The sequence below is a fragment of the Streptomyces populi genome (assembly GCF_002911015.1).
GTDB lineage: Bacteria > Actinomycetota > Actinomycetes > Streptomycetales > Streptomycetaceae > Streptomyces > Streptomyces populi.
Genome location: NZ_KZ626850.1, coordinates 22,416 through 37,707 on the forward strand (window position 1 = coordinate 22,416; position 15,292 = coordinate 37,707).

The window sequence follows — 15,292 nt, forward strand, 5'->3', positions numbered from 1 at the left end:
GCGCCCTCAGTCGCGCAGGGTGTCGGAGGGATGGCGGCCGTAGGCCGCGCGGTACAGGGCGGCGAAACGGCCGGGATGGGCGAAGCCCCAGCGTGCGGCGACGCGCCCGACGGTGGTGTCGCCGGGCTGCGCGGCCCGCAGCTCGTGGTGCGCGTGTGCGAGCCGGGCCCGGCGCAGATGGGCGAGCGGAGTGGTGTCGAGATGGCGGCGGAAGGCGTACTGGAGGGCTCGGACGGTGACATGGGCGGCGGCCGCGATGTCGGCGACCGTCAGCGGCTCGGCGGCGTGGTCGTCGATGTGGGCGACGGCCCTTCGCAGGGTGGCGGAGTGGGCGTCGCCGCGGTCCTGCGCGGTCGGTTCGGTCCGCGCGGTGTTGGGGAAGGCCGCCAGTACGCTCGCGGCCAGCAGTTGACTGCCCGTCGAGGCGATCAGCGGCTCCTGGGCCACGGCCGGATCGGCGAGCACGTGGTCGCGCAGATGGACGATGGTCTGCGTCAGATGGCGCGCCGCGGAGGGGGAGTGGGGCCGGTGCCCCGTCAGCCGGACGGGCTCGCGCGACGGCCCTTCCCCGGCGGCGACCTGCTCCAGCAGCCCGGGGTCCAGCATGGTGATGTTGTAGCGGGCGGAGCAGATGCGCCCGGCGTACGGCAGGTCGTGGGGCGCGAAGAGCACCACGTCACCGGGGCCGAAGTCGTCCCGGACACCGTGGAAGGCGTGGTCCTGGATCGTGCCCTCGTGCACCACGCACAGGCAGATCCTTCCGAGCGGCGTCACCGCGTAGCTCATGTCGAAGTCGAGGTCGAGTTCGTCGACGCTGACGGCGGGGACGGCGTCACGGCGGATCCGGGCCCGGCCGGAACCGGGGGTGGAGCTGCTGATGCTCATCCGGGCGTAGGCGCGGCTGAGGAAGTCCTCGGTCACGCCGAGGTCGTCGCTGTCGAATTTCAGTGAGTCCATCTGATCACCGCCCTGGATCGGCCGATCGGCAGGCCCGGTCCACGGGGACGGATCCTCGCGGACCGGGCTTCGTCCTCGATGCTGTCCCCGTGCCCCCGAGGTGCGACAAGTACGCCACCTCTCGTACCCCTCCCGCCCGCGCGGGCCCGCGGCCGCCGTTCCTCCGGCGACCGGCGGGGCGCGGACGGAAAGCGGCGGGTCTTCCCGAGGACTTCTCGTGCGGCCGCCGGGGCGGCGGGCGAGAACGGGTCCGGGGCGGCGGAGTCACCGGGCGCCCGCGACCCGGAGGGCGGGGCCGTGCCCGGCGCGCGGACAGGTCCGGGGCCGGGGTCGGTCACCGGCGACGGAACGATGGCGGCGGCCCGGGCCACGGGGGCTGCGGCGTTCCGGGCCGCCGCACCTCCACCGTGGCGTCGAAGAGCGGTTCCCGCCACGCCGGTGCAGCATGTGGGTGAGGAACCCGAAGGCGGCCCGGGCCGGGTCTGCCCGTCGGTCCCCTCCGCGACGGATGGATCCTGCGGCCGGAGGCTGTCCGGCGGGCCGGAGCGGACGGCGTCGCCCGGTACGGCCGAGGCGGGCGAGTCGGAGACGAAAACGTCGACGACCGTGGAACGAACACCGTGCCGGCCACCGCCGGACGAGCGTCGGCACTCGTTGTGTCAGTACGCGATGTGGAGTGAAAGGAGAGGTAGAACGGTCAGGAAGAGGCCGACGTCCAGAGAAGAGGTCGTCATGCCCCACCAGCCCGTAGTCCCGTCGACACCCCGCACGGACCTCCCGTACGGCATGACGCTCACGGTCCGCCCGACGGGCGGCGCGGCCGAGGTCCTGTGCCTGTCCGGCACGCTCGACACCCTCGCCGCCGCCGTGTTCGGCCAGGAGCTGGAGACGCATGTCCGGCACGCCCACGGTGCGGGCCGGCGCCTGATCGTGGACCTGACGGATCTGCGGCTGGTCAGCGCGGCGGCCCTGCACGTCCTGGATCTCGCCACCCACCACCTGGCCGCCAGCCCGGTCCTCCTCGTCATCGGCGTGCCCCACGTCCGCGAGCTGCTCCTGCTCTCCCCTCCGGCCGGCCTGCGTGTCTTCCCCACCCTCGCCACCGCCCTGGCCTCCCTGTCGGCCCTCGACCGGCCCGCCACCGCCGTGCCCGCGGGGGACGGCGGCGTCCTCCCGGACAGGACCGGCACGGGCGAGGCGGATGCCCCGGCGGGGGAGCGGGAGGAACTGCGCCGGGAGGTTCTCGGGCTGCGGGCCAGGAACCGCACCGCCCCCCTCATCGGCACGGCGCAGGGAATCCTGCGGGAACGCTACGACCTGCCGGACGCCGACGCGGCCTTCGCGGCGCTGCGGGACGCTTCCCAGCACCTGAACGTGCCCCTGCGGATCCTCGCGTCCGCCGTCGTCACCGCTCCACGCCCCCGAGCGGACGGGCCGTGGTTCCCCGGCCGTCGGCACACGCCGATGCCCGTTCCGACGCTCCTGGGCGTTCACGATCCCGGGGCCGCCGACCGGCGCACCCTTCTCGGCAGTGCCGTCGACGCCGTGATGACCTACACCGGCGCGGACGCGGCCGAGATCCACCTCACCGACCCGGCCCTGGACAACGCGCTGGTACTCGAAGGCCACGCAGGCCTGGACGCCGCCTACTGCGACCAGGCCGCCCAGCTGACCGGCCCGCCCGCCCCCGCCGCACAGGCACGGGCACGGGGCGAGCCGGTCCTCGTCCTCGACATCGCACTCGACCCCGGCCTCGCCGCCTCGTCCGTGGGCCGGGCCGCCCTCGCGGCCGGAAGCCGCGCCCTCCACGCGGTCCCCGCGCTGACCGACGACGGCACCTGCATGGGTGTGATCACCGTCCACCACGAGCAGCCGGGCTCCTGGATGACCACCGCCCAGCACACCGCCCTGACCACACTCGCCGCCGATCTGGCCGCCTGGCGCTCCTGGTACCGGCGCACCGTCGTCCTCGACGCCCTCGAACACCTCCACACCCACGCCCGGACGTCGCAGCGCACGACGCCGGTCGCGGACAGCCGGCCGGACGAGGGGGCGGCGCTCCCCGCGCGGTCGCGGGCACCGGACGCGAGAAGACTCCGTCCACCCGAAGGGTGAGCGCGGGAGTTCATGTGAGTGATCCCCCTGCTTGTGGGGGTGCGTCTGTTCCGCCGGGCTCGTCAGGGGTGTTGTCCGGCGGTGCCGGGGCACGGCACCGGTCGGGCGCGTCGCGAGGGCGGCGCGCGGGTCCGCGGATTGTTCGGGAGCTGTCGTGGTGTTGTTCGTACCGGGGGAACGGGATCGTCTTACGGGTGAGGCGCCGACGGTGCGGGAGGCGTTCGAGCAGGCACCGGTGCCGTTGTGCGCCTGCTCCGGTCCGGAGCATCGCGTCGTGGCGGTGAACGCCGCCTACCGCGCCGCGGCCGTCCGTCAGGAACTGGTGGGTTCCACGGTGGACGAGCTGTATCCGGAGGCGCGGTTCCAGGAGATCCTCGCCGTCTTCGACCGGGTGTACGCCACCGGCGTGGCCGAGTCGAAGAAGGCCTGGCGGATGCAGCTGACGACCGATGAGGGGTTGCAGGAGTTCTTCTTCGACTTCACGGTCACCCCGTGGTTCGACACCGGCCGGGAGTCCGCCGGGTTCATCTGCTCGATCGACGAGGTCAGCGAGCAGGTGCGTGAGCGGCGCGAGGCGGAGGAGCGGGCGGCCGAGGCCGAGGCCCGTTACGCGCGGGCCCGTTCGACCCTGGCCGCGCTGCAGCAGGCGCTGCTGCCCGCGGATCTGCCGCTGCTGCCGGGTGTGGACCTGGACGCGCGGTACGTGCTGGCCGAGGTGGACACGGCGGCGGGCGGGGACTGGTACGACGCCGTGGTGCTGTCCGAGGGCCGGGTCGCCCTGGTGGCGGGGGACGTCGTCGGCCACGGGGTGAAGGCGTCGGCCGTCATGGGCCAGCTGCGCGCGGTCGTGCAGGAACGGCTGCGCGCGGGCTGCGGCCCGGCCGAGGCCATGAACGCGCTCGACCGGCACGCCCGCCACGTGCCGGGCGCGGAGGCGGCGACGTGCTGCATCGCCGTCCTCGTCCCCGCCACCGGGGCACTGACCTACGCCGGCGCGGGCCACCCCGCCCCGCTGATCATCGACGCCGACGGCACCGCCGAGTACCTGCCCGCCACCGGTCAGGGCCCGCTCGCCACCGGCGCCACCTACACCGACCACACCGGCCGGCTGCCGCCGGGCGCCACCTTGCTCCACTACAGCGACGGCATCGTCGAACGCCCCGGCACCACCCCCGAGTCCGGTCGCAAGGATCTGGCCCGCATCGCCTCGCTCGCCGCCCAGAACCTGCTGATGCCGCGCGACAGCCCCACCTCGACGTCCCGGCGCGTGGTCGAGCAGACCCTGGAGGTCCTGCTGCGCGAGAGCGGCCACAGCGACGACGTCACCGTGCTCGCCGCCCACCGCACCGCCGTACCGCGTGAGCTGGAGGTCGTCCTGCCGGCCGATCCGTCCGGTGCCCGGCAGGTCCAGGCGGAGCTGGGGCAGTGGCTGCTGGGGCTGAACTGCACGGAAGACGACGAGTCGCAGTTGCAGCACGCGGTGGTGGAACTGGTGACCAACGCGGCCGAACACGCCTACGTCCACGTCACCGGCGTGGCCGGCCTCACCGGTCCCGGCCGGGAGGAGAGCGCCGGCGGGCAGGCGCGGGACGTCACGGTCCGCGGGTATCTGGACACCGACGGATCGGTGGTGATCGAGGTCGCCGACCGGGGCCGCTGGCAGGACGTCCCGCATCAGGATCCCTTCCGCGGCCGGGGGCTCGCCATGGCCCGGACGTTCACCGACTCCCTCACCGTCGACCGGGCCGAGAGCGGCACCACCGTCCGCCTGCGCAAGCGGCTCAGCCACCCCGTCACCCTCACCGCGAGCCGGCCGGCCGCGGCCCGGCCCGCGGACCTGACCGTCACCGAAGATCTCGACGTCCCGGGCCTGCTGACCGTCACCGGCCGTCTGGACGCCGTCAGCGCCGAGCGCTTCACCGGCGACCTCACCACCCACACCCGTGGCGGCACCCGGCCGCTGACCGTCGACCTGTCCGGTGTGACCCACCTGGCCAGCGCCGGAGTGCGGGTCCTGCACCGCACGCATGACCTGCTCGTCCGCAACGACCGGACCCTCACCCTGTACGCGCCACCCGGATCGGTGGCCGACAACGTCCTGGACCTGGCCGGCCTGCCCCACACGACCAGGCCGCCGCACCGAACCGGCTGACCCGACCGGGCCCGGAAGCGGGCGGGCCGGCGACCACCCGCTTCAGGCGTGGGCGTGAACGTACTCCAGAGCGTCCAGAACCACTGTCCGCCGGTACCAGGAGCGCCAGCGCGCCAGCTCGTCCGCGAGGGTCCCCAGCGCGGCGCGCTGGACGTCGGTCGGCCAGGGTCCCGGCTGGGCACGGTGGACGGTGACGGTGCCCACGCATTCGCCGTCCTCGGAGAGGGCGGGGACCGCGTACAGGGCGCGGCTGCCCGAGGCCAGTACGGCGCGGCCCTCCTCGGAGGCGGCGAGTTCGGGGTCGGTCAGGACGTCCGCGACGAACACCGGCCGACCGAGCAGCCGGGCCCGTGCGCACACGGCCGGGGGACCGCTGACCTGTGCGACGTGGTCCCGGTAGGCGGCGTCGAGGCCCGAGTGGGACTCCAGGACGAGGGAGTTCTGCAGGGCGAGGTCGACCAGGTGCACCTCGGCGCTGTCCGCGTCGGTGACCGTGACCACCTCGTAGACGAGGGCGCGCAACAGCCGGCGCCGGTCGTACGCCCCTTGGTCCGGGGTGTCGAGCAGGCCCGAGGAAGGCGGGGGCGTGTGCAGACGGCCGGGGAACCACTCGGCCGAGCGCGCGGCCGGGGGAGGGGCGGTCACCAGGGCGGAGGCGAGGATCCGCAGCGGCACGTTGTGGTGCTGGGAGGCTTGGCGCAGCAGGTCGAAGGCGGCCTGGAAGCCGGCCAGCGCGTAGCGCTCGAGCACGATCCCCTGGGCCATCCCGATGAGGGCGCCGGTACGGGCCTTGGCGCGCAGTCCGAGGACTTCGTCCGACTGGTCCCCGGGCGTGTCCGCCGCCTCGTCGGGAGCGGGGAGCGCGGTGTCGGGCAGCGCGGTGTCGGGCAGTGTGGCCAGGGCGGCGTCGAGGGTGGGACAGACGCGCAGACCAGGGGCGGGCGCGATGGTGAAGATCTCCCGCGCGTGCGGAGCGGCGACGATCACCAGGACCGGGTCGTCGGACAGATGACGTGTGTGGGTGTCCAGGACCTGGATGCCCGCCGCGCTCAGCAGGCGCAGGCCCGTCAGATCGAGGATCAGGCGCCGGTGCGAGTGCGTCGTCCGAAGGCGGGTGGCCAGTTCGTGGCCGAGCGCGGTGGCGCCCTCGGTGTCGAGGATGCCGGAGAGGCACAGCACGTCCACGCCGTCCGGCACCCACTGCATCATGAGCGTCGTGTTCAGCTCTCGACGACCGGTGCGCGGGGCGACTGCTTCTTCCTGGGGCATGCGGCCAGTCCTCTCCGAGGCTTTCGGCCGCTCCTGACCGTTCTTCCACCTTCCCCCGTACGGGGAGGAAGGGCAAGGAGCGACACCGTCCCGGCCGGAAACGTTCCTCGCCGGGCTCGCCCTCGGATGTGACCGCCGTCCTGCGAGAGCGGGCGGAGCCCTGGTCGCGGGGGAGGCGTGACCAGGGCTCCGCCCCCGTCGGGCGGTCAGTCGGTGGAGAGTGCCTCGAGGAGGTCGCCGGCCTTGGGGTCGGGGAGCGGGCGGGCGCCCCCGGACGCAGCGAGCCCCGCCCCGCGACTGCCGGGGCGGGGCGGGGCTCGGCGTGTGGTCAGTGCGTGGTGAGCATGCCCGCGCGGAGCTTGGCGAGGATGCGGTTGAGGAGGCGGGAGACGTGCATCTGGGAGACGCCGAGGTGTTCGCCGATCTGCGCCTGGGTGAGTTCGTCGACGAAGCGCATGTGGATGATGCGGCGTTCGCGTTCGTCGAGGGAGGCGATCAGGGGGGCCAGGGCGTGGAAGTCCTCGACGAGTTCGAGCGAGCTGTCGTCGCTGCCGATGAAGTCGGCCAGCGCCGCCTCGCCCTCGTCACCGGAACCGATGGCGGCGTCGAGGGAGGCCGAGTTGTAGCCGTTGGAGGCCAGCCGTGCCTCGTTGACCTCCTCCTCGCTCAGGGACATCAGCTCGGAGAGTTCCTTGACGGTGGGCATACGGCCGAGCCGGCTGCGCAGTTCCTCGGTGGCCCTGGCGAGCTGGACGCGGGCTTCCTGGAGGCGGCGGGGCACGTGGACGGCCCAGGAGGTGTCGCGGAAGAACCGCTTGATCTCACCGGTGATGTAGGGGACGGCGAAGGAGGTGAACTCGACCTCGCGGGACAGCTCGAAACGGTCGATGGCCTTGATGAGCCCGATCGTGCCGACCTGGACGATGTCCTCCATCTCGCCCTGGCTGCGGCTGCGGAAGCGCGCGGCGGCGTAGCGGACGAGGGTGATGTTCATCTCGACGAGGGTGTTGCGCGCGTACTGGTACTCGGGCGTGCCCTCCTCCAGGACGGCGAGCCGGTCGAAGAACAGCCTGGACAGCTGCCGGGCGTCCTTGGGGGCGATCTGCGAGGGGTCGGCGATCTCCGGGAGCGGCGCCGTCCGTGCCTCGGTCGTCATCTCGGTCGTCGTCATCACAAGCCCCTCCCCGGGCAGTCCTCTCCTGTGCCGCCGGCTTTCGGAAGCCGACCAACCCGCGTCTACCCCGGGTCGCGGAACACATGCCAGTTTATTTCGCCGCTTCCGCGCGGGTGCCGCTCCGGGCCGTGAAGCGCGGGTCCGGAGGGCCGGGCCGAGCCGGGAGCGGCCGGTGAAACCGCCGACGACCGGGGGACGGGTGGATGGGGCAGGCCCCGCGACCCCCGGCCGGTGGGGTGCCGCGGGACCTGCCGGCCGGGACGGTGGGCCTGCCGGTCGGGACGGCGGGTCCGCCCGGTCGTCAGAGAGCGGGGTCGAAGCGGTCCCAGGCGCGGTGGCGGCCCAGCAGCTCGGTGATGCCCCGCAGCCCGTCCTCGGCGCTGTCGGCGGTGACGACGCCGGGGGTGCCGGGGGCGATGCCCGCGGCTTCCAGGGCCCGGGCCCCTCCGTTCCACGCCCCGATGGCCTTTCCGTGGCGGTGGGCCTCGGCGAGCAGGAGCACGACGCGCGGGTCGATGCCCGTGGCCCCCTCGCCGCTTTCGTCCGCCTTGGCGTCGCGCGCCGCGAAGGCGTCGGCACCCGGCGCGGGCGCCGACGTCACGAGGAGGGCGTCGAACTCGGTGGACCGGGCGGTGGCGAAGGTGCGCTGCACGGTGACGGGATCGCCGTCGTGGTCGAGCACGCCCCCGGCCGGGGCGATCACCAGGGGCACCATGTCGGCGTCCAGGGCGGCCCGCGCCACGGACCGGACGCCGGACAGGTCCTGACCGTCCGTGGTGATGACCCCGACGGTCCGACCGTCGAGCGGCCAGGTGCTGCCGAGCTGGGAGAGCGCGGGGCTCGGGGCGGGGTCGGCGAGCGTCACGGTCGGCGCGGGGGCCGGCAGGCCGAGCCCCGCGGCGACCTGCGCGCACAGCCCGCCGTCGATGTTCGCGAGCACCTTCAGCGCCCGCTCCTTGATCGCGGTCTCCCAGCACTTGCTCAGCTCGAAGGTGTAGGCGGCGACGATGTGTTCACGCTCGGTGGGCGTCATGCTCAGCCAGAACAGCCGGGGCTGGCTGTAGTGGTCGTCGAAGGAGGCCGCCGCTTCGCGGACCTTGGGGGCCGCGGGCACCCGCTCGGGGACCTCGACGTAGGCGCCGTTGTCCTCGCCGGCGAGGAAGGGGCAGCCGCCGTCCAGCGAGTTGGGCCGGTAGGGGGCCACGCCGCGGTGGACGGCGGTCTGGTGCATGCCGTCGCGCAGCATGTCGTTGACGGCGGCGTGCGGCCGGTTGATGGGCAACTGGCTGAAGTTGGGACCGCCGAGCCGGGTGATCTGGGTATCGAGGTAGGAGAACAGACGGCCCTGGAGCAGGGGGTCGTCGGTGACGTCGATGCCGGGCACGAGGTGGCCCACGTGGAAGGCGACCTGCTCCGTCTCGGCGAAGTAGTTCGACGGGTTGGCGTTCAGGGTGAGCAGGCCGACGGGCTGGACCGGGGCCAGCTCCTCCGGCACCATCTTGGTCGGGTCCAGCAGGTCGATGCCCTCGAAGAGCTGGTCCTCGGTGTCGGGGAAGGTCTGGACCCCGAGTTCCCACTGCGGGAAGGCGCCCGCCTCGATGGCGTCGGCCAGATCACGGCGATGGAAGTCGGGGTCGACGCCCGCGGTGATCTGGGCTTCCTCCCACGCCATGGAGTGAACACCCAGCTTCGGCTTCCAGTGCCACTTCACCAGCGTCGTCGCACCCTCGGCGTTCACCAGCCGGAACGTGTGGACGCCGAAGCCCTCCATCATCCGGTACGAGCGCGGGATGCCGCGGTCGGACATGTTCCACAGCGTGTGGTGCGTGGCCTCGGTGTGCAGGGTGACGAAGTCCCAGAAGGTGTCGTGGGCGCTCTGGGCCTGCGGGATCTCCCGGTCGGGGTGCGGCTTGGCCGCGTGGACGACGTCCGGGAACTTGATCGCGTCCTGGATGAAGAAGACCGGGATGTTGTTGCCGACCAGGTCGAAGACACCCTCGCCGGTGTAGAACTTCGTCGCGAAGCCGCGCGTGTCGCGGACCGTGTCGGCCGATCCGCGCGAGCCCAGCACGGTGGAGAAGCGCACGAAGACCGGCGTCTCCACGTCCTTGCCCAGGAAGGTGGCCTTGCTGATCCGGGTGGCGGTTCCGTACCCCTGGAAGACACCGTGGGCGGCGGCGCCCCGGGCGTGCACCACCCGCTCCGGGATGCGCTCGTGGTCGAAGTGGGTGATCTTCTCGCGCAGATGGTGGTCCTGCAACAGCACCGGACCGCGCGGCCCCGCCTTCAGCGAGTGGTCGGTGTCGTACGGCCGCGTCCCCTGCGCGGTGGTCAGGAACTCACCGCCCTGGGCGACCTCGTCCTGCGGGGTCGAGGTGGCCTGCCCGGTGGGGCTGTAGGTGTCGGGGCCGCGCTGGTCCGGCTTGGGCGGCAGCGGGCCGGTGGGCCGGGTCGGCTCGTCCACCGACGGCGGCACGGGAGCCGGCGCGCCGGGTATGTCGGTGCCGGAGCCGACGGCTTCCTGGACCTTCTCGACGACCTTGTCGGCGGTTGCCGCCACGGGGTTCTTCTTCTTGGCGCTCACGACGTTTCCGATCGATGGGGGAAGGGCGGACACGGCTTCGGTCCGTCACGGGGACGGGGCACTCGACGTGCGAGGAAGGCGGGTACCCGTTTCGGCGACCGCGACGCAGCGGCGGCCACCGCGCATGCGACAGGTGGGCGCGGGTACCCATTCGCGGCACGCCGGTCCGGGGCGGCCCCGAAGAACGCCGCCCTCCTGGGCGCGGGGCCCCGGAGCCGCCGCGCAGCGGCCCGACGGACCTCGACCCCGGAAAGGTGATCCATGTCCGACAACCCGGTCGACAAGCACCCCCGCCCCGACCTTCCGCAGCAGGACCAGGAACATCCCGGGTGGACGGGCCCCATGGACCCTCCGCCCGACCACGGCGAGGACTCCTACGAAGGATGCGGTCTGCTCCAGGACCGCAAGGCGCTGGTGACGGGCGGCGACTCCGGCATCGGGCGCGCGGTGGCGCTCTCCTACGCACGCGAGGGAGCGGACGTCCTGTTCACCCACCTCCCCGAGGAGACGGACGACGCGGCCGAGACCGCCCGGCTGGTCGAGGAGGCGGGACGCAAAGCCGTCGCCGTCGAGTGCGACATACGGGAGGAGGACCAGTGCCGCCGACTGGTGGAACGCGCGGTCGAGGAGTTCGGCCGCATCGACGTCCTCGTCAACAACGCGGCGTACCAGATGTCCCAGCCCGACGGCATCGGTGAGATCTCCACCGAGCAGTTCGACCGCGTCATGCGCACCAACCTGTACGGCATGTTCTGGCTGTGCAAGATGGCCCTGCCGTACATACCGGCGGGGGGCTCGATCATCAACACCACGTCCGTGCAGGCCTACAAGCCCAGTCCGCACCTGCTGGACTACGCGACGTCCAAGGGCGCGATCGTGACCTTCACCCAGGGGCTGGCGCAGATGGTGGCGGACGACGGCATCCGCGTCAACGCCGTGGCACCCGGGCCGGTGTGGACCCCGCTGATCCCGGCCACGATGCCGGACACCACCGAGTTCGGGAAGCAGGCCCCCCTCGGCCGGCCCGCCCAGCCGGCGGAGATGGCGCCCGCCTATGTGTTCCTGGCTTCCTCCCGGGCCGGTTTCATCACCGCGGAGATCCTCAACGCCACCGGAGGAACGCCTCTGCCCTGACGGCTGCGCGCTCCACGGGCCTCGACAGCCCCGGGGAAGGGTGAGCGTCCCGCCCGTCGCACCTCTGACCCGCGCCTCCGGTCCGTCGGCGGATCTTTACCATGGGGAAAGGAAGCTGATCTGGAGGCTGTGAAGAGTGTTCTCGGTGGAGGCCCGACCGACCATGCAGGCCATGGTGCTCTCGTTGCGGGGGGAGCTGGATTTCGACAGCACCGTCCAACTGGACGAAGCGGCCGACCGCCTCCTCTCGGAGGGGGAGGGGCAGCGGATGCTCGTCATCGTGGACTGCACGTCACTGCACTTCTGCGACTCCTCCGGGATCGGCTGCTTCGTCCGGATCTACCAGCGGCTGGCCGCCCGGAGCGGCGAACTGCGCATAGCGGCGGCTCCCGCCCCCGTGACGCGCGCGTTCACCCTGACCGGACTCGACCAGGTCATCGGCGTGTATGAAACGATGCAGGCTGCTCTTGCCTCCGGCAGTGGTGGGCACGGAACGGGCAGCGGGGCGGGCGTGCCCTCGGTGTCCTCGTCGGCTGAGGGGTGACAGGAGCGATGACACGCGTACCGGAGCAGTCGCCCCCGCCTGATCCCCCGGTGGCCCGCCCCGCCGCCGGGGGCGACGCGGAGCCGGACCTGTGGACCGTGTTCGGGCAGTCCAAGGCGGTGTTCGCCGCACTCGCCGGCCCCGCCCACCTGCTGGAGAGCGCGAACCCCGCCTTCGCCGCCGCGATCGGAGGCGAGGGGCGCCTCCGTATCGGCGCGCCGCTGGGACAGCTGATGCCGGAACTGGCGGAACAGGGATTCCTCGAGTTGCTGGACCAGGTCTACCGCAGCGGCAAGCGCCATGTCGGCCGCGACGGCCGTGTCCTGCTGGGCAGCGGCCCCCAGGCGCGCGAGGCGTTCTTCGACTTCACCTACGAGCCCCGGCTGGACGTCGGCGGCAACGTCACCGGCGTGTGGGTGTCCGGCGTGGAGACCACTCAGCTCAAGCAGGCGCAACGGCTGACGGCCGAGCACCGCGCCCTGCTGGAGCAGATCGCCCGACAGGCCCCACTGCACCAGGTGCTGGACGGCATGGCCCGCGTCATCGAGGAACTCTCCCCCGACGAGGTGCTGGTCTCGGTGCTCCTCGCCGACGCCGACGGCCGGCACCTGCGCCACGGTGCGGCGCCGAGCCTTCCCGACTTCTACAACCGGGCCATCGACGGCATCGCCACCGGCGAGGGCGTCGGCTCCTGCGGTACGGCAGCCCACCGCCGTCAGGCGGTCATCGTGACCGACATCGCCACCGACCCCTTCTGGGACGAGTTCCGGGACCTGGCGGAGCGTGCCCGCGTGGCGGCCTGCTGGTCCACCCCCATCCTGGCCCGGGACGGCTCGCTGCTGGGCACCTTCGCGATGTACCACCGCAGCCCGCGCACTCCGCAGGAGGCCGACCACGCGCTCGCCCGGGTCTTCGCAGACACGGCCGCCCTGGCCGTCGAACGTCACCAGGCCGAGCAGGCCCGCCTCGCCGCGGAGGCCAGGGCGCGGGCCGCCCGCGACGATCTGGCCTTCCTCCTGGAGACCAGCACCGCCCTGACCCGGAGCCTGGACCACCACCAGGTCCTGCGGCGGCTGGCGGACTCCTGCGTGCCGGGGCTGGCGCCGCTCTGCGCGATCGACGTCGTCGAGGCGGGCCGCGTACGCCGCGTCATGACGGCCGGACCCACCCCGCACGACCGGGAACTGCTCGCCTCCCACATCCCCGTCCACGACGCCGCCGACGACGCGGTGGCGCGGGTCCTGGAGAGCGGCCTGAGCGAGGTCGCCCGGCGCGTCCCCACCGGCCCCGGACCCTGGCTCGGCCTGGGCGTCACCGGTTACCTGTGCGTCCCGATGGCCGACCGCGGCCGTGTTTTCGGCACCCTCACGCTGCTCACCACCGGCGAGGACGCCTTCGACGGCCGTACCGTCGCCCTGGCCGAGGAGCTCGCCCGGCGCGCCGCCACGGCAGCCGTCAACGCCCGCCAGTACACCCAGCGCGTCGCGCTCGCCCGCGATCTGCAGGCCGGCCTGCTGCTGCCCGATGTCCCCGCCGTCCCCGGCGCGGACATCGCCACCCACTACCACCCCGCCGGTGAAGGCCTCGACATCGGCGGCGACTTCTACGACGTCTTCCCCCTCGCCGGCGGCCGCTGGGCGTTCATGGTCGGTGACGTGTGCGGCCGCGGAGCCATCGCCGCCACCACCACCGCCCTCGTCCGTCACACCGCCCGCGCCGTCGCCTCGCTGGTGCCCGGTCCCGAGGCCGTGGTCGAGGCCGTCAACCAAGCCCTCCTCAACCGTCCCGACAGCCACGGCACCGGCTTCGTCACCCTGATCCACGGTCACCTCACCCCTACCGAGAACGGACTCGACGTCACTTTCGTGCGCGCCGGACACACCCTCCCGCTCCACATCACGGCCGACGGCGCTCGCCCCGTGGACGTCGCGGGTTCCCTGCTCGGCATCACACCCAGCCTCCACCTGGAGCCCCACCACCTCACGCTGCGGCCGCACGAGAGCCTGCTGCTGTACACCGACGGCATCACCGAAGCCCGTGACGACAACGGCGATCTCCTGGGCGAGGAGCGTCTCGCCGAGGCCATGGAACTGGACCGGCCCACGGCGCACGACGTGATCAAGGCGGTGATCGGCGCCGTGCACGCCTTCACCGGCGGCCAGCACGGCGACGACGACCAGGCCGCCCTCGTGCTGACGGCGACTCCGCGCTGACGCGTCCCTCGTACGCGCCGGGGCCGGGAGGGCGGGCCCCGGCCCCGTGGACCGGGGGCGCTCCGTCACGGGAAGTCCGGCACACGCGAAGAGCGGGGCCGGCCGGAGTCGCTCCGGCCGGCCCCGCTCCCGGGTTCCGCTGGGGTCAGATGCCGCGGTGGCCCTGGTAGTAGGTGCCGATCTGCTCGTGGTAGCCCGCGTCTCCGACGTGCTTGTCCTTGTCGAACTCGGGGGAGTCCTTGATCTGGTCCTTCGTCAGGGCGACGTAGACCTTCCGCTCCTCCTGGTCGACCCGCTGCACGGTTCCGGCGGGCAGCAGGACGTGCTTGCCGAAGATCCACACGCCGGTGTCGACGACGAGGTAGGCGGAGTCGACGTCGTCCGAGTGCTTGTCGACCTTGCCGATGCTGCCGTCGGTCGCCTCGACCTTGTACCCGGTCAGATCGGTGCCCGCGATGTGGCCGGTGGTCGGCTGGTAGCCCCAGATGCTGTCACTCATGAGGAACTGCTCCCTTGTCGCGATCGATTGCCGTTCCACGGCCGAACCGTGGAATTATCCGGAACGTCATCGGATATCGGTGACTTTCTCTCGGAGAGCCGGGTGCCCGGCCTTCCTCGATTCCATGCATTCATTTCGTGAAGAATCTCCGGCGGCCGGGGACGCCGTGCTGGAGGCGGCGGTTCCCGACGTCACGCCGTCCCCGGCCCCGATCTCCGGGTACCCCGGAACGGGAGGACCACCGCTTTCGCCGCGCACCGCCGTGTGAGCCGGAAAACGGGTGGGTCCCGGCGCCGCGGCGCCGGGACCCACCCGTTGAAACTGCTGTTCAGGGACGTTCACCAGCGGTACCAGCGGCCACGTCGGCCGCCGTTCGCCGCGGGGCGGATCACGAAGCCGAGAGCCCATACGACCAGCACGACGACCGCGACCCACCACAGGGCCTTGAGCGCGAAACCGGCCCCGAAGAGGATCAGGGCGAGAAGAAGAACAAGAAGAACGGGAACCATGATTATCGACCTCCGGGACGTCGTGTGCCCTGCGGATCGGCCCGCACACCCGGCGATTCGAGCTCCTCGGGGAATCCGGGCCCGTGACAATTCACTGCGGGATTCTTCGATTCGAGGACGGAATCAGGGGAACGTGCGTGCC

At 72.6% G+C, this 15,292-nt stretch carries 11 protein-coding genes; 5 read left to right on the forward strand and 6 right to left on the reverse strand.

The window, feature by feature from the left end; genetic code table 11:
- Nucleotides 1-6: 6 nt before the first annotated feature.
- Nucleotides 7-957 carry a helix-turn-helix transcriptional regulator gene (locus CW362_RS08510; RefSeq protein ID WP_103548754.1) on the reverse strand — a complete coding sequence of 317 codons (951 nt, stop codon included), beginning with the start codon at nucleotides 955-957 and terminating at the stop codon, nucleotides 7-9.
- 732 nt (nucleotides 958-1,689) lie between these two features.
- Between CW362_RS08510 and CW362_RS08515 the strand changes: the two genes are divergently transcribed.
- Together CW362_RS08515 and CW362_RS08520 are read left to right on the forward strand one after the other, a co-directional pair.
- Nucleotides 1,690-3,072, forward strand: a complete 1,383-nt coding sequence (locus CW362_RS08515) for an ANTAR domain-containing protein (protein ID WP_162684001.1) — start codon at nucleotides 1,690-1,692, stop codon at nucleotides 3,070-3,072.
- Nucleotides 3,073-3,280: 208 nt separating this feature from the next.
- Complete coding sequence (locus tag CW362_RS08520; RefSeq protein ID WP_162684002.1) at nucleotides 3,281-5,224, forward strand: SpoIIE family protein phosphatase; 1,944 nt, start codon at nucleotides 3,281-3,283, stop codon at nucleotides 5,222-5,224.
- A gap of 42 nt (nucleotides 5,225-5,266) precedes the next feature.
- On the opposite strand, the gene CW362_RS08525 is transcribed toward CW362_RS08520, so the two are convergent.
- The 3 genes from CW362_RS08525 to CW362_RS08535 all read right to left on the reverse strand — a co-directional run bounded on the left by CW362_RS08525 (nucleotide 5,267) and on the right by CW362_RS08535 (nucleotide 10,251).
- Nucleotides 5,267-6,493, reverse strand: coding sequence for a GAF domain-containing protein (locus CW362_RS08525; protein WP_103548757.1), 1,227 nt, complete (start codon nucleotides 6,491-6,493; stop codon nucleotides 5,267-5,269).
- 328 nt (nucleotides 6,494-6,821) lie between these two features.
- Entirely contained in the window at nucleotides 6,822-7,664 is an 843-nt protein-coding gene (locus CW362_RS08530) for an RNA polymerase sigma factor SigF (RefSeq protein ID WP_103548758.1), read from the reverse strand.
- A 304-nt stretch (nucleotides 7,665-7,968) separates the two neighbouring features.
- Nucleotides 7,969-10,251, reverse strand: coding sequence for a catalase (locus CW362_RS08535; protein ID WP_103548759.1), 2,283 nt, complete (start codon nucleotides 10,249-10,251; stop codon nucleotides 7,969-7,971).
- A gap of 261 nt (nucleotides 10,252-10,512) precedes the next feature.
- Between CW362_RS08535 and CW362_RS08540 the strand changes: the two genes are divergently transcribed.
- The 3 genes from CW362_RS08540 to CW362_RS08550 all read left to right on the forward strand — a co-directional run bounded on the left by CW362_RS08540 (nucleotide 10,513) and on the right by CW362_RS08550 (nucleotide 14,142).
- Nucleotides 10,513-11,385: an SDR family oxidoreductase gene (locus tag CW362_RS08540; protein ID WP_103548760.1), complete on the forward strand. Its 873-nt coding sequence runs from the start codon at nucleotides 10,513-10,515 to the stop codon at nucleotides 11,383-11,385.
- Nucleotides 11,386-11,530: 145 nt separating this feature from the next.
- The gene (locus CW362_RS08545; RefSeq protein ID WP_162684003.1) at nucleotides 11,531-11,929 is read left to right on the forward strand and encodes an STAS domain-containing protein; all 399 of its coding nucleotides are present in this window, start codon (nucleotides 11,531-11,533) and stop codon (nucleotides 11,927-11,929) included.
- An 8-nt stretch (nucleotides 11,930-11,937) separates the two neighbouring features.
- Nucleotides 11,938-14,142, forward strand: a complete 2,205-nt coding sequence (locus CW362_RS08550) for a GAF domain-containing SpoIIE family protein phosphatase (RefSeq protein WP_103548762.1) — start codon at nucleotides 11,938-11,940, stop codon at nucleotides 14,140-14,142.
- Between the two features lie 145 nt (nucleotides 14,143-14,287).
- On the opposite strand, the gene CW362_RS08555 is transcribed toward CW362_RS08550, so the two are convergent.
- Nucleotides 14,288-14,641, reverse strand: coding sequence for a PRC-barrel domain-containing protein (locus CW362_RS08555; RefSeq protein ID WP_103548763.1), 354 nt, complete (start codon nucleotides 14,639-14,641; stop codon nucleotides 14,288-14,290).
- Nucleotides 14,642-14,979: 338 nt separating this feature from the next.
- On the reverse strand, nucleotides 14,980-15,150 hold the full coding sequence (locus CW362_RS08560; protein WP_103548764.1) for a hydrophobic protein: 171 nt from the start codon (nucleotides 15,148-15,150) through the stop codon (nucleotides 14,980-14,982).
- Between the last annotated feature and the right edge of the window lie 142 nt (nucleotides 15,151-15,292).